At 57.8% G+C, this 23,745-nt stretch carries 33 protein-coding genes and 1 tRNA gene; 28 read left to right on the forward strand and 6 right to left on the reverse strand.

The window, feature by feature from the left end; translation table 11 throughout:
• Nucleotides 1-55: 55 nt before the first annotated feature.
• Complete coding sequence (locus GAL01_RS15510) at nucleotides 56-406, forward strand: hypothetical protein (protein ID WP_145995636.1); 351 nt, start codon at nucleotides 56-58, stop codon at nucleotides 404-406.
• Here GAL01_RS15510 and GAL01_RS11975 read toward each other — a convergent pair.
• Both GAL01_RS11975 and GAL01_RS11980 read right to left on the reverse strand, forming a co-directional pair.
• The gene (locus GAL01_RS11975; protein ID WP_156476374.1) at nucleotides 394-630 is read right to left on the reverse strand and encodes a hypothetical protein; all 237 of its coding nucleotides are present in this window, start codon (nucleotides 628-630) and stop codon (nucleotides 394-396) included. The genes GAL01_RS15510 and GAL01_RS11975 overlap by 13 nt on opposite strands.
• A gap of 102 nt (nucleotides 631-732) precedes the next feature.
• A complete protein-coding gene (locus GAL01_RS11980) occupies nucleotides 733-1,302 on the reverse strand; it encodes a hypothetical protein (protein WP_145995637.1) in 570 nt (189 codons plus the stop codon).
• Nucleotides 1,303-1,328: 26 nt separating this feature from the next.
• Between GAL01_RS11980 and GAL01_RS15515 the strand changes: the two genes are divergently transcribed.
• From GAL01_RS15515 to GAL01_RS11990, 3 genes are read left to right on the forward strand one after another with little or no spacing between them, the layout of a single operon-like run.
• The gene (locus tag GAL01_RS15515) at nucleotides 1,329-1,589 is read left to right on the forward strand and encodes a hypothetical protein (protein ID WP_145995638.1); all 261 of its coding nucleotides are present in this window, start codon (nucleotides 1,329-1,331) and stop codon (nucleotides 1,587-1,589) included.
• 13 nt (nucleotides 1,590-1,602) lie between these two features.
• Nucleotides 1,603-2,385, forward strand: coding sequence for a Rha family transcriptional regulator (locus GAL01_RS11985; protein WP_082790661.1), 783 nt, complete (start codon nucleotides 1,603-1,605; stop codon nucleotides 2,383-2,385).
• On the forward strand, nucleotides 2,382-2,621 hold the full coding sequence (locus tag GAL01_RS11990; RefSeq protein ID WP_062028798.1) for a hypothetical protein: 240 nt from the start codon (nucleotides 2,382-2,384) through the stop codon (nucleotides 2,619-2,621). Before GAL01_RS11985 ends, GAL01_RS11990 begins: the two co-directional genes overlap by 4 nt.
• A gap of 30 nt (nucleotides 2,622-2,651) precedes the next feature.
• Here GAL01_RS11990 and GAL01_RS11995 read toward each other — a convergent pair whose 3' ends face one another.
• Both GAL01_RS11995 and GAL01_RS12000 read right to left on the reverse strand, forming a co-directional pair.
• Complete coding sequence (locus tag GAL01_RS11995) at nucleotides 2,652-3,098, reverse strand: hypothetical protein (RefSeq protein WP_145995639.1); 447 nt, start codon at nucleotides 3,096-3,098, stop codon at nucleotides 2,652-2,654.
• Between the two features lie 60 nt (nucleotides 3,099-3,158).
• Entirely contained in the window at nucleotides 3,159-3,806 is a 648-nt protein-coding gene (locus GAL01_RS12000) for a Panacea domain-containing protein (protein ID WP_231865267.1), read from the reverse strand.
• 224 nt (nucleotides 3,807-4,030) lie between these two features.
• Between GAL01_RS12000 and GAL01_RS12005 the strand changes: the two genes are divergently transcribed.
• The 23 genes from GAL01_RS12005 to GAL01_RS12110 all read left to right on the forward strand — a co-directional run bounded on the left by GAL01_RS12005 (nucleotide 4,031) and on the right by GAL01_RS12110 (nucleotide 22,665).
• Nucleotides 4,031-4,810, forward strand: coding sequence for a hypothetical protein (locus GAL01_RS12005; protein WP_062028797.1), 780 nt, complete (start codon nucleotides 4,031-4,033; stop codon nucleotides 4,808-4,810).
• Nucleotides 4,807-5,106: a phage baseplate plug family protein gene (locus GAL01_RS12010; RefSeq protein ID WP_062028795.1), complete on the forward strand. Its 300-nt coding sequence runs from the start codon at nucleotides 4,807-4,809 to the stop codon at nucleotides 5,104-5,106. The genes GAL01_RS12005 and GAL01_RS12010 overlap by 4 nt, the downstream gene beginning before the upstream one ends.
• Nucleotides 5,106-6,143 carry a baseplate hub protein gene (locus tag GAL01_RS12015; protein WP_062028794.1) on the forward strand — a complete coding sequence of 346 codons (1,038 nt, stop codon included), beginning with the start codon at nucleotides 5,106-5,108 and terminating at the stop codon, nucleotides 6,141-6,143. Before GAL01_RS12010 ends, GAL01_RS12015 begins: the two co-directional genes overlap by 1 nt.
• Nucleotides 6,144-6,151: 8 nt before the next feature.
• Nucleotides 6,152-8,008 carry a phage tail tape measure protein gene (locus GAL01_RS12020; protein ID WP_062028793.1) on the forward strand — a complete coding sequence of 619 codons (1,857 nt, stop codon included), beginning with the start codon at nucleotides 6,152-6,154 and terminating at the stop codon, nucleotides 8,006-8,008.
• Nucleotides 8,005-8,607, forward strand: a complete 603-nt coding sequence (locus GAL01_RS12025) for a Gp138 family membrane-puncturing spike protein (protein WP_197458968.1) — start codon at nucleotides 8,005-8,007, stop codon at nucleotides 8,605-8,607. Before GAL01_RS12020 ends, GAL01_RS12025 begins: the two co-directional genes overlap by 4 nt.
• Before the next feature lie 72 nt (nucleotides 8,608-8,679).
• The gene (locus GAL01_RS12030) at nucleotides 8,680-9,033 is read left to right on the forward strand and encodes a hypothetical protein (protein ID WP_062028792.1); all 354 of its coding nucleotides are present in this window, start codon (nucleotides 8,680-8,682) and stop codon (nucleotides 9,031-9,033) included.
• Nucleotides 9,020-9,979: a hypothetical protein gene (locus tag GAL01_RS12035; RefSeq protein ID WP_062028791.1), complete on the forward strand. Its 960-nt coding sequence runs from the start codon at nucleotides 9,020-9,022 to the stop codon at nucleotides 9,977-9,979. Before GAL01_RS12030 ends, GAL01_RS12035 begins: the two co-directional genes overlap by 14 nt.
• A 7-nt stretch (nucleotides 9,980-9,986) precedes the next feature.
• Nucleotides 9,987-10,601 (forward strand): DUF2612 domain-containing protein, encoded by a 615-nt coding sequence (locus GAL01_RS12040; RefSeq protein ID WP_062028790.1) that lies wholly within the window; start codon nucleotides 9,987-9,989, stop codon nucleotides 10,599-10,601.
• Nucleotides 10,598-11,482, forward strand: coding sequence for a hypothetical protein (locus GAL01_RS12045; protein ID WP_062028788.1), 885 nt, complete (start codon nucleotides 10,598-10,600; stop codon nucleotides 11,480-11,482). Before GAL01_RS12040 ends, GAL01_RS12045 begins: the two co-directional genes overlap by 4 nt.
• Nucleotides 11,483-11,489: 7 nt before the next feature.
• A complete protein-coding gene (locus GAL01_RS12050; protein ID WP_062028786.1) occupies nucleotides 11,490-11,819 on the forward strand; it encodes a hypothetical protein in 330 nt (109 codons plus the stop codon).
• Complete coding sequence (locus GAL01_RS12055; RefSeq protein ID WP_062028784.1) at nucleotides 11,816-12,265, forward strand: hypothetical protein; 450 nt, start codon at nucleotides 11,816-11,818, stop codon at nucleotides 12,263-12,265. The genes GAL01_RS12050 and GAL01_RS12055 overlap by 4 nt, the downstream gene beginning before the upstream one ends.
• A 4-nt stretch (nucleotides 12,266-12,269) precedes the next feature.
• Nucleotides 12,270-12,680 (forward strand): hypothetical protein, encoded by a 411-nt coding sequence (locus tag GAL01_RS12060; protein WP_062028781.1) that lies wholly within the window; start codon nucleotides 12,270-12,272, stop codon nucleotides 12,678-12,680.
• 140 nt (nucleotides 12,681-12,820) lie between these two features.
• The gene (locus GAL01_RS12065; RefSeq protein WP_145995640.1) at nucleotides 12,821-14,794 is read left to right on the forward strand and encodes a hypothetical protein; all 1,974 of its coding nucleotides are present in this window, start codon (nucleotides 12,821-12,823) and stop codon (nucleotides 14,792-14,794) included.
• A gap of 71 nt (nucleotides 14,795-14,865) precedes the next feature.
• Nucleotides 14,866-15,189 (forward strand): hypothetical protein, encoded by a 324-nt coding sequence (locus tag GAL01_RS12070; protein WP_062028777.1) that lies wholly within the window; start codon nucleotides 14,866-14,868, stop codon nucleotides 15,187-15,189.
• Entirely contained in the window at nucleotides 15,186-15,668 is a 483-nt protein-coding gene (locus tag GAL01_RS12075; RefSeq protein ID WP_062028775.1) for a hypothetical protein, read from the forward strand. The genes GAL01_RS12070 and GAL01_RS12075 overlap by 4 nt, the downstream gene beginning before the upstream one ends.
• A gap of 85 nt (nucleotides 15,669-15,753) precedes the next feature.
• A complete protein-coding gene (locus tag GAL01_RS15520; RefSeq protein ID WP_145995641.1) occupies nucleotides 15,754-16,029 on the forward strand; it encodes a hypothetical protein in 276 nt (91 codons plus the stop codon).
• Nucleotides 16,029-17,873, forward strand: a complete 1,845-nt coding sequence (locus GAL01_RS12080; RefSeq protein WP_062028771.1) for a hypothetical protein — start codon at nucleotides 16,029-16,031, stop codon at nucleotides 17,871-17,873. The genes GAL01_RS15520 and GAL01_RS12080 overlap by 1 nt, the downstream gene beginning before the upstream one ends.
• Before the next feature lie 36 nt (nucleotides 17,874-17,909).
• Nucleotides 17,910-18,245: a hypothetical protein gene (locus GAL01_RS12085; protein ID WP_062028769.1), complete on the forward strand. Its 336-nt coding sequence runs from the start codon at nucleotides 17,910-17,912 to the stop codon at nucleotides 18,243-18,245.
• Between the two features lie 83 nt (nucleotides 18,246-18,328).
• Nucleotides 18,329-18,829, forward strand: coding sequence for a hypothetical protein (locus tag GAL01_RS12090; protein ID WP_062028762.1), 501 nt, complete (start codon nucleotides 18,329-18,331; stop codon nucleotides 18,827-18,829).
• 72 nt (nucleotides 18,830-18,901) lie between these two features.
• Nucleotides 18,902-19,654: a C1 family peptidase gene (locus GAL01_RS12095; protein WP_062028760.1), complete on the forward strand. Its 753-nt coding sequence runs from the start codon at nucleotides 18,902-18,904 to the stop codon at nucleotides 19,652-19,654.
• Nucleotides 19,651-21,093, forward strand: a complete 1,443-nt coding sequence (locus GAL01_RS12100; protein ID WP_099253304.1) for a phage fiber-tail adaptor protein — start codon at nucleotides 19,651-19,653, stop codon at nucleotides 21,091-21,093. The genes GAL01_RS12095 and GAL01_RS12100 overlap by 4 nt, the downstream gene beginning before the upstream one ends.
• The gene (locus GAL01_RS12105; protein WP_062026984.1) at nucleotides 21,090-21,689 is read left to right on the forward strand and encodes a hypothetical protein; all 600 of its coding nucleotides are present in this window, start codon (nucleotides 21,090-21,092) and stop codon (nucleotides 21,687-21,689) included. Before GAL01_RS12100 ends, GAL01_RS12105 begins: the two co-directional genes overlap by 4 nt.
• Before the next feature lie 322 nt (nucleotides 21,690-22,011).
• Nucleotides 22,012-22,665: a hypothetical protein gene (locus GAL01_RS12110; RefSeq protein ID WP_145995642.1), complete on the forward strand. Its 654-nt coding sequence runs from the start codon at nucleotides 22,012-22,014 to the stop codon at nucleotides 22,663-22,665.
• 165 nt (nucleotides 22,666-22,830) lie between these two features.
• Here GAL01_RS12110 and GAL01_RS12115 read toward each other — a convergent pair whose 3' ends face one another.
• Nucleotides 22,831-22,968, reverse strand: a complete 138-nt coding sequence (locus tag GAL01_RS12115) for a DUF4113 domain-containing protein (protein WP_231865187.1) — start codon at nucleotides 22,966-22,968, stop codon at nucleotides 22,831-22,833.
• A gap of 21 nt (nucleotides 22,969-22,989) precedes the next feature.
• Here GAL01_RS12115 and GAL01_RS15755 point away from each other — a divergent pair.
• Nucleotides 22,990-23,104: transfer RNA gene (locus tag GAL01_RS15755), tRNA-Val, on the forward strand.
• A 170-nt stretch (nucleotides 23,105-23,274) separates the two neighbouring features.
• On the opposite strand, the gene GAL01_RS12125 is transcribed toward GAL01_RS15755, so the two are convergent.
• Nucleotides 23,275-23,490, reverse strand: a complete 216-nt coding sequence (locus GAL01_RS12125) for a site-specific integrase (protein WP_231865186.1) — start codon at nucleotides 23,488-23,490, stop codon at nucleotides 23,275-23,277.
• Nucleotides 23,491-23,745 lie beyond the last annotated feature (255 nt).

Genomic DNA, 23,745 nt, shown 5'->3' on the forward strand with positions numbered 1-23,745 from the left:
CCGGTCAAAGGGGTGGAGATTCGACTTGTGGTCATCGCTCGCTTAAAATCGTCTGATGGGCCGCAAGAGAAAACCTGCAATCGAGAAACTGCGTGACGCGGCAGTTATAAAGCCCGAGCGAAATCCATGGGATCTTGTTGAGCCTCTGCATATTGATGAAATAAAAATCTTATTTCGTATTGTGTGCTATATGCACAAAACGCACCTAGATACAACAGAACAAGAGACTCGGTATCTTATTGATGAAATAACGTTTAGCCTCAGTAATTCTTTTTCGGAAGTTGGAAAATGTGGAGCAAAGCCTCTTCCGAGGCGGGCAGTAGTTGATGCTGCACGTTTTTTAGTGGAAGAGATGGGAAAGCGCTCTATTTTTATGACGCAGGGTACAATTTTTCATAAGGATTGATGGCTGATTACCGCCGTAAAGCGGGCCAGTCTGCTTTTGATAGCTTCACGAGGCCGATGATCCAGAGTGGCCAGATGAACATCAAAAGGGACCACCAACCCGAGTAGCCCATTCTCCTCAGAATGCGCACGACCGCCAATGTCGAGGCTATCACGCACCATGCCGAGACGATGATTATTAGCCAGTGTACCGGCGAAATACTTCCCATCCTGAATTTCCTCCATTCACACCCCGTAACATGCCGGAGTTTGAGGCGGAGGGGAATTCCCTCCCCAGCAGGGCGGAGTCGGGTCAATGACTGTCCCGGTAGTCTGGGTCGATAAGAGTCAGAATGGAGGGGGGTCGTCATCTAAATCAGTAGGAAATTCCCAACTTCCAGTTGCTTGGTTGAAAGTCTTTGTCGGTGCTCCGAGGCTCACTGGCCAATCAGACCAATTATATACGTTCCCCTCTTCGTCTGCTTGCCCGGTTTGTAGTTTCCCTTGTCGGTCGATTTTGCCCGCGTCGCCGCTCCGCATAACAAAACGCAAATCATGATCAAAGATTTCCATACGCTTAACCAGAATATGGCCGCTAAGAATATCTCGCGCCAAAGTGCGGAAATCTCTGTCTTTTTTGAACTGCGCACGCACTTGCTTCATAAGGTCGTCAATAGTGTCGCGGGCTTGGAGGGCTTCGCTTAACAGCCTGCGAACAGCCTCGACCTCGGAGGCTATCGAATTATCATTTTGATATGAACGAACCCTCTCAAGTAGCTCAACTGGCAGCACATGAATGCGTCGTTCTGTAGCTGGTTTATCGCCTGCATGCGCCACTTTGGCTCTCCTCGCACGGGAAACTGCGACGAAATCAGCATGCACGCCGAAACAAATCAATTGACATCGTTTTTCATACATGAGTTAACTCAACACAGACATCAATCTTGATGTCTTTTGTGGAGTTTGGCGTATTGTCATCGATAGAAGGATATGGACAGAAATGTCCATCAAAAGGGGAGGTCAAAAGATTCCCCCTACGCATTCATGCAGCAACACTGAATGAAGTTGATGCTTACGGAATTCCCGCCGGGTGCCGCAGCAGAAACGAGGCAATTGTCCGGCTCGTTGAAGCCGGAATTAAAGCAACAAAAAAGGCGTCGGACCAGCCTGCAAGCAATCCCGACGCCTCAACCACCACCCTCTGAAAAGGAAATGGCCATGAGCCACGATAGCACACGCGCGGTCACGATTTCCAGCGCTCTCTCAAAGGGCGCTCCTACCATGTCTTCTCGCGAAATTGCGGAGCTGACAGGCAAGCGTCATCGCGACGTAATGCGCGATATCCGTGTGATGTTGGGAAAGGTCGAAGAAGATGAGCGCAAGTTTGCGCGCATCTACCAAGATAGCCACAGGCGGGATCAACAGGAATATGCTCTTACCCAAGACCTGACTTACAATCTTGTTCTTGGATACGACCCAGCTCTCCGCTTGAAAGTGGTCCGCCGCTGGATGGAACTTGAAAAAGGGGTGGCCCAGACGCCCATTCCTTCCCGCAAGCGCAAACCAGCCTTCGACGTGGCCTACCGTCGCCTTCTCTCGGTGGCATCCACTCTTCCCAATGTTGACGAGAACCAGCGCCGTCTAATGGCGGCCCGTGGAACTCATGAACTGACGGGCGTCAATCCGCTGGAACTGCTCGGCGTGACCTCCCTCGCCGCTCCTGACGATACGAACTACATGACCCCGACGCAGATCGGCGAAGAGATCGGCATGAGTGCGCGAGCGGTGAACCTGACACTGATCCAGCAGGGCTATCAGGTTAAGGTGCCAAGCTCAGCGGTTGGGAGTGATTACGAGCCGACTGAGAAGGGCAAGGACGTCGGTCGCTTCTTTGATACGACGCGCCGTCACGGCAAGGGCTCTCAGCAGCAGCTCAAATGGTCGCCTCGCATGGTGGCGATCCTACGCCCTTTCGCCAAGAAGCTGGAGCCGGTGTCATGAGCGCGCTGATCCCGGTCGAGCAGAATGACCGGCCCCAGCCGCGAATGACTGAGCGCGAACTTGCAAGCGCTCTGATCTGCGCCAACAACGGCTTCCCTGAAGTCGTGGACAAGATCGGCGTTGAACGGTCGCGGGAATATCTCCGCAACGGAGCACGAGCAATCATGCAGCTCTGGCAGGATCTGGACGCCAGAGAAAAGGCTGTTCCCACAACGAAGAAGCTGGAAGCCGCCTGACTACGGAGCCGCCCTTCGGGGCGGCTTCTTTTACGTGTGTTTTTTTTTCGAGGGGCAAACTTCGTGCTTAGGATCCCACCATAGGATTCTTAGAACGGCCATATCTTTGACGCCAAATACACGCTCTTTCCCCTGAATTCGTAATGAGTAAACGCTGTCACACTGATCGTCGTAGAGCTCTTTAATACGATTTTGGGCTGCCTGAATTAAGTTCTCAATTTCGATAGCGTGACTGCCAGTTGATTGAACTTCCGCCCAGTTACTTTGTTCAAGAAGTTTAAGGCGTGGAATAACTTCTTTAAGAATTTTCTCTGCGGATACAGTACTCCAGCAATATGGACCACCCCAATCCACCTTATCAAAGGACCATTGGAATTTTTGGGCGCCCATATGCACAAGCGCTTCTCCAACTCGAGGAAGTTTGTCTACCTCTGGTGTTGAAGCTCGCCCTGGACTTTTGAAGGCATCCTTCTTCACCCCTCCCTTGAAGGGGTTGCGTGAGGGCGGCCGTTCCCGCTTTTTCTTAACCATAAAAACTTAGAGCGAAGAATTGCTGTTAGCCGTATCTGGAGGAAGGGCACTGTAATATTCTGCCATTGCGGCCTGACTGATGACATTCACACAGCGCGCGCCATCCTCATGGTCGCCGCGCGCCTCGCGCCAAGGATCTTCGGCATGAGTAAGATCGCTAAGCCACTGTGCTGAATGCTTTCCGTAATATTTTAGGACCGCATCTATGGTTTCGCGCTGGGTTCGATTCAAAGCAGAAGCTCTACCATTAACCCCGCCAGCCTCTACGGAAAACTGGCCGCGATGCTCCGAGTATAAGTCAGGGCATACCGGACCATTTTTCCAAGCTTGAAATTTTTGGTCGAACAATGGTGCGTCGTCCCACACAAGCGACCAAGCTTGGGAATAATAGCAAAGCTTCTGAAGCTTCATAGCACTCATGGGAGATGCACTATTTTGCAGGATATATTCTGCAACGTCGTTAACTCTTACCATGATCAAATCGTACCTTTTATCCAAACTCATATTTTGTTTTTGCTCAGAAAATAACTGCTTATCTAAGCGGTGTTTTCTCCGAACGAAAAAGCGACGCTTTGAATCGCTATTCTCATTTAACGTCCGAAGTGGTGAACGAATACGGAAAGCCCAAACGATCGCCTCTAAAATCTTGTGCATAACACCTCAAATCAGTGGATTGAAACAAATCTCCTGTTGATAAAATTAAAATTGTTTCTGAATATTTGTGGATTACGTTAATATCGGGGATAACTAGAGACTTATCCCAACGTATCACACTCTTACGAATTCCTGTGTCGCGCGCGTGAACAGATTCGCGTGGTCAAGCACATTGTTCCGCCGCCCCTCACCGGGCGGCTTTTTTATTGCCTGAAAGGATCGTCATGGCCTTCCCGAACGTCACCCTTCCGTCGGTCTGGGATATCCCGGTCGCGGTTGGCGTCCCTGCCCTTCTGGGCCAGTCCATTGGCGCGGGAGCCAGCGCCTCGGCATCCACGGCGCTTGCGGGCGTAGTGCAGAGCTGGGCGATCGAGCAAACGGCCAAGAAGTGGGGGATCTTCAACTCCTCAAACGCAAATGTCTTGTCGGCGGCGCATGTTCATGGCGTCGAGTACGAGACCAGCTATGCGATCGCGAATGCTCCTCTCGAAGACGGAGCATTCGTCTCTTACAACAAGGTGAAAGCGCCGTTTAACGCCCGCGTGACCCTGCTCTGCGATGGATCGGAAACGGGAAGCTCCTCGATCGTTTCGCAGATCCAGAAGATGTTTTCCCTAGCGAATGATACGTCCGGAAACGGCCAGATCATGTCGCAAATTTCCAGCGCCATCTCAGGCCAGCCATCTGCTGATCTTGCGGTCCGGCAGAGCTTCATTGCCACGTTGGAAGCTCTCGTCGCTGACACGAACCTCTACAGCGTCGTGACGCCTGAGCGGACTTATATCAATGCCAATATCGTTGGATATCGGCTCCGACGTAGCCCCGAGGCCGGGATTAACCTCGTGATGGCGGAAGTCGCGATCCAAGAAGTTCAACGAAGGGCTTCAGCCGGGTACACGAATACCCGAACGCCACAGGGCAGTCAGGCCGTCCAGAACGGGACGGTGCAGGCAGCGACCACCTCCCTACCCATCCAGGCATCATTGATGGGTGTCACGCTATGAGTTCTGTCACAGTTCCTCTGAGTGCGACGGCAAGCCAGACCCTCAACGTCGTCCTGAGCCAGCAGCTTGTCCGGCTCGACGTCTATCAGCGTTCCACCGGTCTTTTCATGGATGTATGGCAGAACAGCACGCGCGTCGTGGCGGGCGCGATCTGCCAGAACCTGAACCCAGTCATCCATGCGGACTATCTCGGTCTCGGTGGAGATTTTGTGTTCGTGGACACCCAAGGGGCCGAAGACCCGACCTATGACGGCCTTGGTGACAGGTTCGTTCTCACCTTTACGGCAGCATCCTGATGTCCAGCACAACAAAATCGCATGCCACGTTTCAAAGCAGTTTCACGAAAAAACGCATCGACGTCACGTTCCAGGTCGCTTCTGGGGCGTTAGGACCGACTGCGGACACGGATACCGTCACGCTCACCGAGCATCGCGTTCGGGCAACAATCACCCGCGAAGGAATGTGGCAGGGAGCAAATCTGAGTCTCCGCGTCGAAGGCATGACTATGGCCATGATGAACCGGCTTTCGGTTGTGATTGGAATGCCGGACGGCGAAGGCAGAAACAATCAGCTTGCTGTTGCCTCAACCGTTACAGTTCAGGCCGGAGACGCCGAGCGCGGCATGAGCACGATCTTCAGTGGCGGCATCACGGAAGCATTCGTTGACTTCACTGGCGCGCCGAACGTGGCCTTGGTTGTGTCGTCAACTGACACCGTTCAATCGGAGCAGCTTTTGCCGATCCCCTCGACCTTCCCCGGTGCAGTGCCCGTATCCACGATCTTTTCTCTTCTCGCTCGCAAGGCAACCGGCCTGAAAGAGACCGACACGGCGCCCGTGGCCGGGAATGGGGCTTTTGTGGGCCATGGCCTGACGAGCTCCATGACGGTCACGAACTACTATGCCTGGGGCAGCGCGCTTCAGCAGATCCATGATCTCGCAACGAGCCTCCACGCCTTTTATGCCTTCGACGTTTCGGGCACCCTTCATGTCTGGGCGCAGAACGACAACACGAGCCGAGACAGTACAACCATCAAGATCAGCAACAAGACAGGCCTGATCGGATATCCCGCCTACAATCAAGCAGGGGTAAGCCTGACCTGCCTGTTCAACCCTGCGCTTGATCTGCGTGTGCCATTTGATCTCGAAAGTGAGTATCGGCCTGCTGGCTGGGTAGATAACGGGATGGGCCAGACCATTCCTAAGATGCCCTCTACCGGCCTCTGGCTCCCGTTATTCATCGCGCACGATCTTGCCTCCGAAATTCCGAACGGCCCGTGGTTTACTCAGGTCACCGCCATCCGAAATGACCTTCCCGCAAACCGTACGGTCTGAGAAATCCTATGCCAACAATCCTAGATTCCCTCGTCATTCAGCTTGGCGTTGACGGTCGTGGTGTCGCAAAGAGCACGAAACAGGCCGGAACTGCGCTCAAGACGCTTGAAGACCGCGCCGACCATACCCAGAGAACGCTCGCAGATGCGGGAAAAGTGGCGGCCGACAGTTTCTCCCGAGCCAGAGTAGAGGCAATTGCGCTTCTGGGCCTCTTCACAGGCGGCAGATCCATCAAGGCAGCGGTTGAGAGCGTTACGCAGTCCTACACCCAGCTGGGAAATGCAGCGCAGAGCCTGAACATGGACCCGCGCAAACTGACGGCTTACGGAACCGTTTTCAAAACGGTCGGAGGCAACGCCGAGGATGCGGCCGCAGCGATTAAACAGATGCAGGCCATGCAGTACGATCCCGCGCAGCGGGGAGCGTTGTCGAAGGCCATGAGCAATCTGAACGTCACGGATTATCTGAATGCGGACGGAACGATAAAGCAGGACGTTCTCGAGCGGATCAATCGCGGCGTGCAGGGCGTCAACCAGACAACCCGGAACCAGTTTCTCCCACAGATTGGGATCTCCAGCGATGCTGCCAAGGCAGCAGTAGAATTAGCCCCGAAGGAGTTCGATCGTCGGTACAATTTCGGGTACGACAACGCACCTGACCAGAAGACCATAGACAGAGCCCGCGAACTGACGGACCACATGGTCGAACTGCATACCCAGACGAGCAAGTTCGGTCAGGATCTGGTCTCGGAATACACGCCTGAAATTGATGCTTTCGTTCAGAAGCTCCTCGAATGGGAGAAGGCAAACAAAGGGATCGTTGGCGGCCTGACGGAAATTGCGGGCGGCATCGTGGCCCTGACGACAGTGGGCAGCGGCCTCATGGCCGTTATCGGCCCGCTCCTGATGCTCAAGAACCTCAAGCAGCTCGGTGCCATCAAAGAAGCGATGTGCGGGTGTGACTGTGCAGGTGGGCCAGGTATTGGTGGCAAGGAGGGTAAAAAAAGCCTCGTTAATGAGGCAGAAAAGACCGTTGAGCGCGGCACCTATCTGCACGGATCACCGAGAAAGCAGGCGCTCAAAAGCTTGTTAAAAACTGTCGGTATGTTGGGACTGGGCGCGGTGGATACTCTCGCGCTCCCTGCCCTTGCAGTATATGGCGGCTATAAAGCGTGGAGGCCAACCAGTGCGGGCGGGTCTGCCGAAAAATGGGCGCTCGACAAATTCAGGACACCGGAAGCGCACCGTCAAATCCGCTGGTTCTTTGGAGATAAGCAGGGAGCTACCCCCTTCGAGAAATACGCGGGCGCCATAGCCGGGATCGAAAGCGGCGGGCGTTACGACATCATGGGCGGGGCGAACAAGGCCTATGCCGGGAAATACCAGCTTAGCCGGGACGCCATCACAGATGCCGCGAAATGGCTACACGAAAGCGCTCCAACGACCGGGCAATTCCTTCACGATCCAGAAATGCAGGAACGCTATTTTCAGGCGTTCACTGAGCAGAACCGCAAGGCTCTGATGCGAGATCCCACTTTTGCGGGCCTGTCCGAAGCTAAACAGTATGCCGTTCTCGGCTACGCCCATAACCAAGGCGCAGGCGGCGCTAGGAGCTGGCTCGATGGTGGCGAAGTCCGGCATGACGCGTTCGGAACGGCGGGAACGAAATACTCCGACGCGGTGCTGGCGGCTCTAAACCCGCCGCCTTCGGCAGCAAACCAGAACTCCAACACCACGACGAACAACCACTTCGATATCCATGTCACAGCGCATGGCAACGCCAATGGCGAGCAAATTGCCCAGGAAATCCACCGGGGTATCCAGCGCGCCCTTCCCTATTCCGTTCTGAGGACACAGCCGACATGACAGACCATACCGCAGTATTTGCAAAAGGCATGGTTCAGCAGGCCATATCTGCCCTCGGCACAAACGTCCTGGTCAAGGTGTCCGCCGTACACGCCGGTAACGGCATTGTCGGCACTGTAGACGTCACGCCCATGGTCCATCAGCAGACAAGCGACGGAACTGCCGTTCCACATGGCACGATCTATGGCGTGCCGTACCTGCGCATTCAGGGCGGGGCCTGCGCCGTCATTGTGGACCCGGTGGCTGGTGATATCGGCTACATCATCATTTCTGGCCGGGACCAGTCGAACGTCGTTGCAACGCAAGCCCCTGCCCTTCCCGGCAGCTTCCGGCAGCACTCCATGGCGGACTGTGTCTATGTAGGCGGGTTCCTGAATGCCGCACCAGCGCACTACGTCCAGATCACCACCGATGGCGTCCGCATCGTCACGACTGGCAAGGTCACGGTTCAGGCGTCTGAAATGGATGTGAACTGCAATCTGAATGTGACGGGCACGATCAAGGCAACCGGCGATGTGCAGGCTGGCTCCGTGTCGCTGGAAAGTCATGTCCACGGCGGCGTTCAGTCCGGTTCAGGCAAGACTTCTGCCCCTGAATAGTCTTGTACTTGGACCCAGAACAAACTACTGTCCGTATAAATCCCCACATTAGCGCACTGCGCGGGATCTCTCATGAAATCGCTGCTTCTGGACAGAACCACATGGGATCTGTCTCTTGATGCTGATGGCAATCTGGCTGTCTGCACTGAGGGATACTCGATCCTTCAGGACGTGGCGTGTGCAGTTCGGACATGGCTTGGAGAGTGCTGGTACGACACCAGCCTTGGCCTGCCCTACGATAGCGGCATCTTCAATGGCACGTCGTCCATTCCCCTTCTCCGAGCTCAAGCCGAACAGGCCGCCATGACTGTGTCGGGTGTGGCGGCAGCTCAATGTGCCCTGATCGGGCCGCGTTCAGACCGGTCAGTCGGCGGCGTGATCGCCATAACCCTCACAACAGGAGAGACGCAGAGTGTCCAGTTCTGACGCCACCACGTCTGTCCCCGCCTGCTCCATGACCGCTGCGGGCTTTGTTGCCCCGTCTGAGCCGGACATCCTCGCGGGTGTTCAGGCCGACATCAACGCGGCTCTGGGCGGCAATGTAAATCCTGCCCTGAACACCCCGCAGGGCCAGCTTGCGACAAGCGAAACCGCCATCATTGGCGACTGCAACGATCAGCTTCTCGCCTTGTTCAACGGCTTTGACCCCCGCAATGCATCGGGCCGGATGCAGGACGCAATCGGCTATATTTACTTCATGACCCGTAACACCGGGGAAAGCCGCGCAGATTTCGAGGCACGGCGTGAGGCGACAGTAGAAGCCAATAGCAGCGGGACCAACGCCTCCATTCTTGGCGCCCTTCTCAATCTTTCTGGCGTCACTGATGCCTATGTCGTGGACAACCCGTCCGACAGCGATGCAACGATTGGAGGCGTCACGGTTCCGGCCCGTTCCCTGTTCATTTCGGTGTCGGGCGGGAGCGCTTCAGATATTGGCCTCGCCATTTTGCAAAAGAAAAACCCTTGCTCAATGACAAGCGGCACGTCCTCTGTCACGGTGCAGGATCCAAATAGCGCCTATGGCGGCAACGGCCCTTCCTACACTTTTAATTACACAGCCGCCGCCGATACTCCGGTCTATCTCGCGGTTACGGTCGCCAATTCGACGTCCGTCCCCTCTACGGCCCTGTCTGACATTCAGACTGCCGTCATCGCCGCGTTCAACGGAACTGACGGCGGCGGTCGGGCGCGTATCGGCGCAGAGCTGTTCGCCAGTCGCTTCTATGCCGGGATTGCATCGCTGGGGGCATGGGCGCGTATCGTGGAAATCACGATTGGCACATCAGCAAGCCCGACAGGTTTCACGAGCCAGATGAGCATCGCACAGCGCCCAGTCATCCTGGCGGATAACATTACTCTCACATTGGTGTAGGTGGCTGATGGAGAACGTCAACGAGACGATCCTCGCCGAATACGCCAACAGCCCCAGCCTCAACACGATCATTGCAGGGTTCAATCAGGCGATTGATCCGGCGGTGCTGATCGACCTGTTTTACACGCAGGTCTTCAACCCCCAGACCGCGGTCGGATGGGGGCTGGATGTCTGGGGGCGGATCGTTGGCGTGGGCCGCATTCTGAACGTAGCCGAGACAGGATATATCGGCTTTCACGAAGCGGATGACGGGACAAGCGTCATAGGGGGCTTCGGATATGGAATTTTCTATGGCGGGCAAGGATCAACCAGCAACTTTGCCCTAACTGATGACGCCTTCCGGATCCTCATTTTCTCCAAGGCGGCGGCAAATATATCTTCCGGCTCCATTTCCGACCTGAACAGTATCCTGATGATGCTGTTCTCCGATTATGGGTTGATATGGGTTGAAGAGACATCAAGCACCGAAATGACCATTCGTCATAATTGGGTACTGACCTCGGTTCAGGCTGCGATGATAGAGCAGACGGGGATATTGTGCCGCCCGTCCACGGTTTCTGTTGCTTATGCTTTCACATGGGTTGTTCAACCCAAAACAGATTTCGGGAGTGATATCCTTTGAAGCTCTCAGACTTTGCCCCTCAATTCCCCGTCCTCTGGGGATCGAGCGGCACCACGACGACGGTTCAGTATCCCTTGCTGTCCGGTACTGCTCTAGCAACAGGGCGCGCCTCTATTGCGTCGGGATTTCCTGCCGTCAACTTCACTCCTCCGGCTGCCGGCGGTGTCTATCCGTGGGGTGCTGACTGGAACGGCGCGCTCAAGACGTTCTCAGTTTCAGCCCAGAATTATGAATCTGGGGTTGTGCCGTCCTTTTCGCAGGACTTCGCTAATTCGATCGGGGGGTATCCTCAGAACTCGGTCGTGTCGGACACCTCAACGGCTGGCCTGTTCTGGGTATCGACGGCGGATGCGAATGTCACGGCGCCAGGAGTAACAGGCACCGCTTGGCAGAAGTTTGGATGGAATCAATTTGTTAAACAGGGATGGGGCTTTTCCAATTTTGGCAATAACGCCATCTACCTAGGCTGGCGACCAGACGGGAATTTAGGCCTTGGCGTCGATAGCACTGACGTCGGGAACGTCGCGCTTCAAGGCGCAGGTAAACTGGCGCAGGGCGGCTGGACCGAGCAGTATTACACGCTCCCGTCTGGCGGCTCAAAGACCATTTCCCTTACGTTCACAGCGCCTGTTCCCGGTTATGTCCACGTCATCGGATCTGCGAACTATTCCGCCCAAAACTCCAACCAGACAAACCTGACCGTCATCGTCAATGGGCAGAGCCTGAGCGCCGATCAGGTGACGGGCACTACAGCCATGACAAACCATTCCTGCGTTGCGGTCGCGGCTGGCTCGGTGACGGTCGCATCTTATTGCGGAACATCATCCCAGAACTCACCAAACGTCGGACACACACTCAGCTATCTTTTTGTCCCATCGTGAGGTTACCATGACTGTCTATGCACTCGAAAAAAATGCCTCAGGAATCGTCATAGGGCTGGCCTCATGGAGCGATGACAAGACTGTTCTTCCGAGTGGGTTTGTGTCGTGCGCGGCAGATGAATACGCGGCGGCAAAATCAACCTTCATGAACTCCCTGAAAGACCAGGCAATCGGTGCTCTTGCCGAGGTTCAGGTTGGTGCTGCCCTGACTGTGGCGATGGGGGGTATATTCGGCCCCAAGACGCGCGCCTACGTTTCCGCACTTCAAGAGATTGCTGACGGGACTGATGCGACAAGCACAGCGCTCCCTACGGCTCCGGGCGCGGTGTCCGAATGACGTGGGCCCCATGCCAGCGCATTACGCGCGCCGATGCGCCCCCTGCGTTTCGTATCCGGGGACTGACAGGGAGCGCGGTCATTTGCTGGCCTGATGCAGCCGCAGGATCCGGAGCAGATTACAGCGTTGATTTTTCCCCTTTGCTGGACTGCTCAGATCGGATCGTCGCGGTTGAGGCAATGTGCAGTGGCGGCATGATTGCGTGGGCCAGCGTGTTCGGAGCCGTGGCGACCGTCTGGGTGCAGTGGCTATGCTCCGGCCCGCAAACTGCAACAATCTCCGTTCGCACGGCTGGAGGGGTGGTCTTCACGGCAACTGCCTCCATCGCGGTCGGTTGCGCTCCCCAGCTTATCGCCAGCACGCCCCCGGCCTACGCGCCGAATGCTTTTCTTCTCGGCTCGGCCATTGTGCCTGACGCTTCCGGAAACCCCCTGATCTTCGGGTAAAACAATGTCCCAACTCGCGTCTGACCCCGCGCTCACGCAGACCAGCGTGCAGGCGACGGATCTGCTCGTCTTTCTGCGGCCTGTTCTGAATGCCCAAGGCACCGTTACAGGATACGCCCCCTGCAACATCACTGCGAATAATTTTGCCGTGTCAGCTGTGGCTCTCGGACTGCTCCAGCTTGGACAAACGCTTCCAACGACGGCGCCGGAGGGCGGCGGCCTCTGGATGGATGGTGGGGCGTTCGCTTACTCGACCATGTCTGGCGCGACGTCCGGCGTACCCTTGTCGCCTCAGGCTACCGCCGCCTCTCTTGCCGCGCTTCTGGCAGCGATCCCGGCCATGGGCGCCGGCACCAATTTCGACGGCTTCCAGAACAACGCTGGCGTCGTAACCCAGGTGGATGATGGCAAATGAGAAAATTTCTCCTGATATCAGTCCTTCTGCCGTCACTGGCGGTGGCCGCGCCTATCACTGTACCGTGGATCGCTCCGGGCGGGGGTCTGTCCCCTGCATCAGTGGTAAATGCCCCGGGAACGCAATGGGACAAGCAGACCTTGGGAACCATCTGGGGGGCGCTTCAGAAGGATGTGCCGGGCGGCGTGCCAGGCCTTAACGCTGACGGGCAGATCTTCTCTGGTGTTTCCACTCCCCGAGGGGTTACGCTGGTGGATCAATATGTCTCCACCGCAGGGCCAACGGTTTCCACGCCGCGCATTCAGCTTTTCAACGGGGCTTCTGATGTTCTGGCAGGCGGACCGGACGCTGTATGGTTCGGCGGCTCTGCGCTTCCTGCCGTCTCAGGATCGGCCGGAGACCCCGCCACCAGCGCGATCGTCAACATCGCGGCCCGGCCATACGGCAATTACAACAATGGCTGCGCACTGTGCCTGTTTTCTACCGGAGGGACCCAGACAGACGGCGCAGGACGCGCAGCCATCTCGGGCGCGGACTGGCACGAAGGTGTTTCCGCCAACGCGGGCATGGGCGACATCGTGGGGTTCTACGAGCATCTCGACAATGCGCCAGCCCGCCTGATCCTTCCGGTCACGGCCTATACGGCCACATCCGTGACGCTGGCATCCGCGCTGACGGCAGAGCAGATCAATCAGCTGCGTGCAGGCATGTATATCTGGTCGAATTCCATTGATACGAGCCTGACGGATACGGGCAGTTCATCCGGTCAGATCCCGACCGCGCGTTTTTATGGCGGCTATGTCACGGGCTGGTCGGGCAATACGATTACGGTCAACGGCTGGTCGGTGTTCGAGCAGGCCCCTGGAACAGGGGCGGTTCCGGACGTGACGAAGCTGGACACGTCGCTCTATTCCAGCCGCACGACACCGACGGTCTGGATCGGGTCTCCCGGCAAGGTTTTCGCCCGGAATGTGTATGCCAGCTATGTCGAGCCGACGGCGGGTGCAGAAACCTCTCTGGCACATGAGTATCAGGCTGAAGAAGCCGACTTTGCGACCTATGCCAAGACCCCGCACAGTGTGAAATACTCCGGCTATGTCCTGTCGCCACAGTCTTATGGCGCACTGAATGACGGAACAGAGTTCACGGAGGACAGCGCGGGCGTGGTGGTGGCCGGAAGCCTGCCGATTCAGATTTCCCTTTGGGGTGGATGCAACAGCAGCGCGATCTATGGACAGTCGATCTACGTCGCCAGCCACTGTTCGAAATTCGATTCCAGTACCGCCGTGGGATCGACGTACACCCTGTCTGAAAACGTAGCCATCGCAGGTGGGATGTCCTACCGGCAGATCACGCGGCTTCAGCAGGATGTGGCGGGGGCGAACCCGAACCTCTATGTCGGACCGGTCGTGACGCCAGGCATCAATCCGAGCGTCACCAACCGGACACAGAGCTGGTACGGGCACGTGAATGGTTACGTGAACGGCGCAATCAAGTACGGCCTTTCAGACAGCTCTGTGGCCCTTTGTGGGTCTGGAACAGCCTGTGGCCTGACTGTCAGCGGAAGTGGCGACATCACTGTAGGGCCGGGCAACACCCTGGCGTTCACGCCCCCGGGGACTGTGACGAGCCGACCCTTCTTTCATGCCGACGACAGCGACACTCTCCACCTGCAAGGCAGCTCAGGCGACCCGACAAATCTGATCGTTTCAGGTGCCGTCCAGTCGGGCGGTGTGGCCACCAGTGCGGGTGTTCAGTCGAATGGGGACGTTGAGACGATGAACGGCCACTCTGTGGTGGTCCACCCTGCAACGCAGGATAACACCAACGGCAGCCCGTTCTTCTCAGCGTCTGACGGTGCCCATCTGAAACTGGGGAATAGCGGCGGGACGAACACCAGCCTCAGCGTTACCGGCGTGCTCGGGGCTAACGCGGGTGTTACCTCCGGCAGCATGAGCATGTCTGACCTCAACAACGTCTATCGGCCCGCTCAGGATGGAACCCAGATGTGGTGTTCGGATTGCAAGCTGAACGGCGTTACCGGTGTTGCGGCATTCTACCACGCCAACGGCACCAAATGGACGGACAGCGAGAATAATACGCTGGCCAACTGACCTGATATTTTTACACCACCTGACCAACACAACCCGCCAGCGAGCGGGTTTTTTCATATCTGGAGGGCCGAATGGCCGAAACTGTAGGCGCACCCGGTGATTACGTTCTGCGACCTGAATTTGAACGCCATCTTGATAAGTTCGATGGTGTCACCAAGCAGGTTCACGAACATGGGATTCTCCTGGCCCAACAGGCTGCGTCCTCTCGGGATCAAGCCAGTTCGCTCAAGGCTATTCAGGCCAAGCTGGATGACCAGGACCGCGCTCGCGGGGAGCGTGATCGTGCGATGAAGAACACAATCTGGGCAGCGAACACCCTTGGACCCAAGGCTCTCGGCATTGCTGGTCTTTGTCTCGGGGCTTTTTATGCATGGCTGAAAGGGCATCTCGGATGAGCGGCCTCAACCTCTCGCAGGTCCGCTCCCTGATCGTGCGCCCGGCCCTTCAGGCGCTTGGCCTCTGGTCGCTTGCGGCCGAAAACCTCTTGATGGGAACCATGCTCGTCGAAAGCGGAGGGGTTTATCTCCAGCAGGCTGGCGGCGGCCCGGCTGTCGGTCTGTGGCAGATGGAGCCTGTCACGCATGATGACTGCTGGGAAAACTGGCTCTGCGCTCCGGGGCGGTCCCGCCAGGCCACGGCGTTGCGGCAGATGATCGGGTATCTGGCGCCGTCGGCCGCCCTGATGATCTGGAACCTGAAATACGCGGCTGGAATGGCCCGGATCCGGTACCAGCGCGTCAGTGCCCCTTTGCCGGCCGCCGATGATGCCCAGGCGCTCTGTGCGTACTGGAAGACCCATTACAACACGGCCGGCGGGGGCGGGGCTGTGAACGATAATCACATCGCTCTGTTTCAGGCCGCAATCGCGGCGTGAGCCTGCTGCTCTGGGCGCTCTGGCGTCGTCGTCTCCTGCGCCTGCGTCGCTTTGCCTGGCGTTTTCATGATAATGGGAAATGACCATGAATACTGTCTTTCACACGGCTACCGGCTGGAACGGCGTGCCGCCTGACCCGCAGAAAAGTGGCTGGCATGTCCTGGGCATGAGGCAGTTCGCCCGGAGCGCCACGACCGGAGCCATGGTGTTCCTCTCGCACTGGTGCGCGCAAACCCGCTGCTGGGGTACGGATCCAGACCGACGGCCGCCCTCTTGGGCTGCATCGCAAGGTCTGTCATGGATCAGCCATGCCCCGGACGTCCCGTCAACAGTCAGGCTTGAGTTTCGGAAGGCGCTCTGATGGCATACCCCGCAAACTGGACCCCGGGATGGGTCTCCTACATGACTTCCGGAAACCCCGCCGATATCGTGTCCTCCACAACCGTGGGAAGCGCCATCGGAACAAAGGTCGATGCAACCAATGGCCAGTCATCCGGAATGGTAATCGGTAGCGCCGTTATCGATGCGCAGACAACAATCGCCGCAGCCTATGCCAGCGCCCAAGCGCGTCCTCTTTCAGAGAAATGCGGAGAGCTGGCAGATATCCGCGACTGGCTTGTCGTGTCGGACAGCACGGGGACCTATGCTGACACCAATACCGAGAAGTTCCTGAAGGCGCTCGCAGAAACGGCCGGGGTCGCCCGCCTTCACATTCCCCCCGGTCTGGCTATGACCGTCAATCCTATGATCATCCCCACCGGCGGATTTAATCTGGTCCATGACGGCCTGGTCATCCTGGCGCCCAATTCTGCCGCTTCATCTTCTGTCAAAGCCAACCTCATGGATTTCAGGGGCTCCGGCTGGAGTATCACGGGGCGTGGAGTATTTGACGGGAACCGAGGGAAGCAGTCCTGGAGCGTTGGGCAGGTTGTCGGGGGGCTGACCTCGAACAGCTACGCAACTTCGGAAACATGGCTGCTTGACCCTGGCTCTGCCGCGGTACCGATCTCGGATTTTCTCATTGATGGGGTCACAGTCCAGAACGTCGGTAACTGGCCTGTCAGTTTTGGTTATGCGACGAACGGCCGGTTGTCGAAAGTCAGGATGCTGACCTCTGGAAACTCTCCGCAATTCTTTGCCGGGGCGGTAGATTGCCTGGCGCTCGATACATATTCCTCAGGCATAACAGATGCGGGTTTCAGTCTGTATGCAGGCACGACCCGCTGTTCGATCATCGGGGCGACTGCCCATCAGTGCAATCAGGGCTTCGGTTCCTATTGTGAGGATGTCACCCGCCAGCCAAATATTGACCCGCTGGTTGCCAACTCCACAACGATCCAGTGTCACGACGGCTCCATCGGCTTCACAACTGGGGGCCAGGTCACTGCTCTGACACAGATCCGTCCGACCGCATACAATAACCGGAGTATTGATGACGGCATTTCCGGAGCTTCGGGAATAAGCTGTTGGGGAGCGGTCGGGGCGCAGGACGCCGTCTATATTGGTAACCGCCAGAGCGGCTTCGGAAGTACCGCGGCTTCGGGGAGCACCGTTAACGCGGGGTACTTCGACAGCACGACGGTCGGGCTTGTTCTGGATGGGAACTTTGTCACGTCCACCGGCTCCACCTCTGCCCAGGGCAATGGCCTGTATATTCATGGGACGCAGCAGGTGTATGTCGGGACAAACATAGTCCGCGACCCTTCAGGCACCATGATCTACGGCATTGGCGGCACATTGGGGGCTGGCTCTGTGGTCGCTCCGAACCATCTGATCGGCACCATGGCCAACGGCAGCATGATGGAACTCGAGTTTGCTGACGACACGGTGGTTCTCGGGCAGCGGATGAACCATGGACCAGCACAGTTCTCCACGGGTGTCGCAGTCACCAGCGGTCAGATCGCCGTTCCGGCCGGGATCTTTGCGGCCGCTGGTACCACTCAGGCCACAGCGACCCTGATCAACACCCAGATTGCGAAGTTCACCTCCGGCACTGGTGGTGGATTACTTCCTGTCGTGGGGACGGGGATTGAGATCAAGGTCATCAACGCCACCAGCGCCGCCCTTTCGCTCTATCCTCAGCCGGGACAGACAATCAGTACTGACGCTGCCAATGTAGCTTATGCCGTCCCCGCAGGATCGACCATTGTAGTCGTGCAGGTGGCCGCAAACGCCTGGGATATTGTTGCGCTTTACACGGCCTGATTTTCAGGCATTTCCCAAAAACTGGAGAACACTCTCATGGACTGGACACCCCTGTTCCAGACGGTCCTGCCGTACCTGCCTGCGCGGTATGCGGGGGATATCGTCTCGATCCTCACCTTCCTGATCGCGGCGGCCGCGCTGGCCATGCGCTTCTGGAAGCCGCCTGCGGCCGGCAGCAGGCTGGCGCTGCTCTACAAGGTGGTCGCGTCGCTGGCCCAGTCGAAGGGCTGGAACACCAACGCCTATCAGCCCGATGCCAAGGCGCTGATGATCCCGGCCGAGGCCAGCCGCACGATCGAGGCGGCCAAGCTGGGCCTCGATCCGGCTTCCACCCATCCCAGGGCAGGCGAGCCGCCCAAACCGACCGCCTGACCCGAAGGAGGCAGGCTCCCGCCTGTCAGACCGCTCTTTCTTCCGCCGCCCTCTGAGGCGGTTTTTTTATGTCCGGAGACTTCATGCGCAATCGCTTTCTCGCCCTCGGCCTCGGTGCCCTTCTTCTCGGCTCAACGGCCGCCTGCACCACGACCGCCAACACGGCCAGCTTCAACACGGCCGCGCTTAACAGCGACGCCACGGCCATCGCCTATGCCGTCCAGGCGATCGAGGGCATCCCCGAACTGGAAAGCCATCTCTCCGCCTCCGAGAAGGCGAAGTTCGACAATCTGGTCGCGCAGATCCGCAGCGTGACGGCTCAGGTGGCGGCCAACTCGAACGGCTCCATCACGGTGGCGACTGGTAAGGACTGGGCGAAGAGCCTCGGCACGGATCTCGAAACCCTGCTGGCGATCGCAACCCCGATCGTGAAGGTCTACTCGCCCTCGGCTGCGACCTACATGCAGACGGTCCAGGCGATGATTCCGCTGGTTGAAGCGCTGGCCGGTGTCACGGCCGCACCTTATGCCGCACCTCTCCAGTCGCCGGAGCTGGTCCGCGCCCGGATCTATCAGGGTGTCTGACCATTTTCGCCATGTGCCGAAAAAGGGGAGCGGCTTCGGCTGCTCCCCTCTTTTTTTGTTTCCGGAGATCCCATGCAGGACAGAAGACTGGGCAAGCGCGCCCCGAAACATGATCCGCGCACCTATCGCCTCGGCCGGGTGCTGGCCGTGCGCCTGCCGGCCGTGCCCGCAGCCCGCGACTGGTCGCAGAACGTGCCCTATCAGATGTGGGGCAATGACCGCTTCGGCTGCTGCGCGTTCGCCGCTCACGCCGCCCTGGTGGCGACCTGGACGAAGGCCGCGCAGTCTCTGGTCATGCTCTCGACTGAAACCGTGCTGGCGAACTATGCGGCGCTGACAGGCTTCGATCCGGCCACCGGGGCCAATGATGACGGCACCATCCTGCTGGACGAACTCAACGCCTGGCGGCGTGCTGGCCTGCTCCGGCCGGGACAGACCCGCGATTACCTGACCGCCTATGGCTCGATTGCCCCGACCGATGTCGTGGGGATCCGCCGTGCCATTGCCTATCTGGGCGGCGTGCTGGCGGGTGTGCAGGTGCCGCAAGGCTTCCTCGATCTGGCTCTGGGCGAGACCTGGGACTGGAATGCCATCTCCAACCATACGCCTGCCGGGGGCCATGCCATCGCGCTTGTCGGCTACAACCCGGACGGCGTGTTCTTCAACACCTGGGGCACGCGGACCTTTATGCCATGGAGCACCTTCACGCGGATCGCGGATGAAGCCTATGGCCTGCTGTCGCGCGAGAACTGGCTGGGCATTTCGGGTTCTTCCCCGATCGGGGAAGAATTCGATTCCCTTCTGGCTGAAGTGAGGGCCGCATGACCACGGTTCACAATCTCACGCCGTCCCCGCTGCGGACGGTGACGCTCCAGTCCTGCAGCGGGCTGTTCGCCCAGGTGATGTGGACGCCAAAGGCCTCGGCCGACTGTCTGGACTATGTGCTGGACTTCTCCACCCTGCTGGCCGGCACAGGCGACACGCTGACCGCAATCCGCTCCGCCGTCGTCACGACAGCTACAGGCGGGGACTATGACCTCAAGGTCATGTGGTCTGCCGTGGCCGGGCCACTGGTCGTGGCCTTCCTCGCCAGCGGGCAGCCGAACACGGCGCAGAAGATCCTCTTTGAGATCACGACCCAACAGGGTCGCGTCTATTCCGTGATGGCTGTCCTTCAGATCACGGCGCTGACCGTGGCAACGCTCCCGCCCGGTGACTTCCCGGCCGATACCCTGACGAACGGCAAGGTGCTGATCGCCGGCATTGAGGCGCTGCCCTCGGGCTATTCCGCGAACGGTCGCGTCGTCATGGCGACGGAAGATCCAGCCCCCGTGGGCACGCCATCGTTTGAGAGCGTGACGGCTGGGACGTATTCCGGCGATGGCTCCGGGCTGGAGGTCACGTCCGACGGCAAGGCCCAGACCATCGGCCAGTGGATTGCGGCCCTGTCTTCGGGCGGGACTCAGGGCGTCGGGATCAAGGCGATCAACCTGACGCAGGATCCTGTCGTCGCGGGCCAGCCGTCGACCGTGACGCTGACGGCCACGCTCACGGACGGCACGACAACCGCCCCTGCCACCTTTGAGCTTCCAGCCGGCGCTGCAGGAGCAGCCGGTGTGCCTGGCCCACAGGGCATCAAGGGCGATACAGGGGCGAGCGGGGCAACCGGGCCAGCTGGTGCACCGGGGTCCGATGCGAATGTCACGGCGGCCAATATCAAGACGGCGCTTGGGTACGCCCCGGCAGCCACGGTGCCGCAATGCACGGCTGCTGAACTGCCGAAGCGCGGCACGGTCGGGGACGCCGTCTTCTGCACGGATGCGACCAGTGGTCTTCAGGGCCAGACATTCCCGGCGGAGGGATGCTATCTCTTCTGGAACGGGGCCGCATGGGTCGATTACATGGGGTTCGCCTACACCACGGGGAATTTCCCGGGCGGTACGGCCCATATCACTGCCCAGAAAATCACGGCGTCGTACGAAGCTGACATCGCAGCTGGATACGTCTACGGGTATTTTGCTTTCCAGAGCGATGCAGTTCTGGACATGCAGAACCAGACAACGATCACCAGCAGCACCGGCAACACGCTCGCGGCCATCAAAGGCAATACCAGTACCTCCCAGAATGTCGCCAGTGCGCTGGCCTGGGCGAAAGATGCCCGTGGCCCAGGCGAAGCGGCGGGCGCTGGAACCGGCCGCTGGATCTATAAAAACACTGCGGGCGTATGGTGCGATTTCGCGACCGGGACGGAGGCACTGGCATGAGGGCGCTGGCACTCTGCGGGCTGCTGGCCCTCTCGGCCTGTTCGGCTGGATCGGTCGCACCCGTGACGATCAGTCAGGCCATTGCCGGCGTCCAGGCGGATCTGACGAAGGCTGGCGTCGTCAGTGTGTCTGGTGTCCAAACATGGACAGCGGATCAGGCCGCCAAGTTCGACGCGAATGTCCGGGCGCTTCAGTGTGCGCAGCAGACGTCAGATCCGGTCGTGGCGATGATTGCCGGACCGGTGACGATGGATCTGTCGGGCACCTTCAGCCAGTCGGGATCGTTCTCAGTATCAGCATCATCAGCTCTGCCGGTCTTCGGGCTGCAAGCCGATGCCAGCCGGACGAAAGGCCAGACGATGAACGTCCCGGTGCAGTTCGTGCCTTTATCGGCACTGGCAGATGCTGAGGCTGGGCGGGAAGTCGGTTATGCGGGAGCACTGCTCGGACAGAATGATGCCGTGCGGCAGGAGGTGGCAGCGCGAATTGAGGCAAATCGGGTAGCGCTGAAAGCACATGCCGAGCTGCTGATCTCGTATGTCCCGCGCTGCCTTGAAACGAAAGTCCGGCCATTCGTAGGCGTTAAGAAGAAGTAGGAATGGCCGCTATGGCGGGGTAAGCGGTAAGTCCACTTGCGGGCAACAGAATAAGAAATCGGACATTGTGCGAGCCAGTCGGGGAAGTCTCGCTTCACAGAGCATCAAGACGCTTTTTTCTGTAGGACGACAGGGTGTTTGGGACAGTGACAAGGTCAGGTCGTCGTGACGCCCCAGTTGTCACTGAGCGACCTACGCGATTCGTGGGTGAGCAAAGTCCCGCTAGAGATTTCCCAAGTTATATACAGATTTTGCCAATCCGCGCTATGACGCGCGTGAAACGGATAGATGACAAAAATGGGACCAACGAAGGGTGCAAGCCGTGACGGAATCAGTCCAACAATGGGCACTCGGAGTAATTCTTATTTTGTTGATTTTATTGCCGTGTGTTTTTGCCTGGCGCAAGAATAATGCGGGTGCGGCTACGGTTACGGCAGCATGCGGGTTAGCCGCAGTACTGGTCTTCATCCCGCAGGTGCAATCGCTCACATTTGGTCCGCTCAAAGCCGAGATGAGGGCCAAGATCGACGAAGCCGATGCTACCCTCACCCAACTGCGCGGGCTGGCATCCGATCTTGCCCGGGTCTCCGTACTTAGTGTCCTCGAGCAAGGTGATATCGGGGGGCCACAATACGAAACCCTCTATGCTATTCAAATAGGCCTTGAGCGGCAGTTGACGGAATTGCATGTGAAACCGCAAGAGGTTCAAGAGATCATGAAACCTCTAATCTCACGCATCCAAGTAGCATTCGGTATCCAGATTGAAGACGCGGCGCTGGACGGTCTGGACGTTACACCAGACAAGGAACCTTTCCGTAATTGTATTTCGAACGCGAGGAAAGAGTTATCGGTCGATAAATTCCGGGCGTGTTTCAAGGATACGTCAATCTCTTCGCCACACCTTGAGACACTATTAGGAGAGCTGGCAGAGTTCCAGAAGACCGGACACATAGAGCGGCTTGATACAAGGAAGTAATTGTAGATCAGTATTCGCGAAACCCGTTATTTTCCACTATCAAGCTGAGCAAACAGGTTGTAGCACTCCGTGCAGCCGGAAGCCGGAAACATGCCAAGTGTTAGGTATCCGCTTTCCAGCTCGCAGAATCGAGGCAGAATGACCGACATGAGGCGTGAGCGTAAGTTACCAACTCCTCGCCCTCACGATCTCTTCCAACCGGGTCGTGTAGCGAGCCGACAACAGGGACTGTCGCGGCGACCATGCCCGCTTCAGTCCCGTTGATCCCGGCCGGAGCGTCCCGCTTCCAAAACGGGCATTCACCGTGTCACGATGTGCAAATTTGGTGCATATGACCCGCTTTAATAGCTGAAGACCGCAATAAACTGCCGTTTTTTAAGGAATTACAACTACCTTGACATGGTAGGGGTCACAGGTTCAATCCCTGTTGCGCCCACCACTCGGTCCGGTGATAACTCCTTAAAATCAATCGTTTAGCGCCAAATTGTCGGGCAACCGGCCTTGGCCCGTCGGTTCAGATTTGTTCATATTAATGCGCTTAGCGACATTATGATGTGTGCAAAACTGGTGCAGGTCCTGCGGATCCAGCGATCTCGTGCGAATCGCATTCTACTGGATCCCCAGCCATTCCAGAATTTCATCCCGATAGGCGTCAGGCATCACTTTGGCATAGCGCGTGACCGTCGTGATGTTGCCCCATCCACCGGCAGCCTTGAGGTGCATCAGATCCTTGTGCTGGCAGTACTGCCAGCTTGCCCATGTGTGACTGGCATCATGAGAAGTAACGTCAGGGACGAATACACTTTTCGGTTTCTCTTGGCCCATAGGGGGTCCATACGCGTATGAGACGCGGCAGACCTGCTTTGCTGCAAACTACCGACTTCCGGACCTGATCTGGCCACCAATTGGCCGCGCATTTTCCGAATAGGCTTTCCCACCTCCCTTCCCGTTTTATCGACTTCCGAGCACAAACAAGACGAAACACGAGACCATCCCGGTTCGATATCGTCTCGATCCTGATCAACGTCGCGGGGATCCGCCTGGCCATCGCTTATCTGAACGGCGTGCAGGCAGACATTC

The sequence above is a fragment of the Gluconobacter albidus genome (assembly GCF_002723915.1).
Classification (GTDB): Bacteria; Pseudomonadota; Alphaproteobacteria; order Acetobacterales; family Acetobacteraceae; genus Gluconobacter; species Gluconobacter albidus.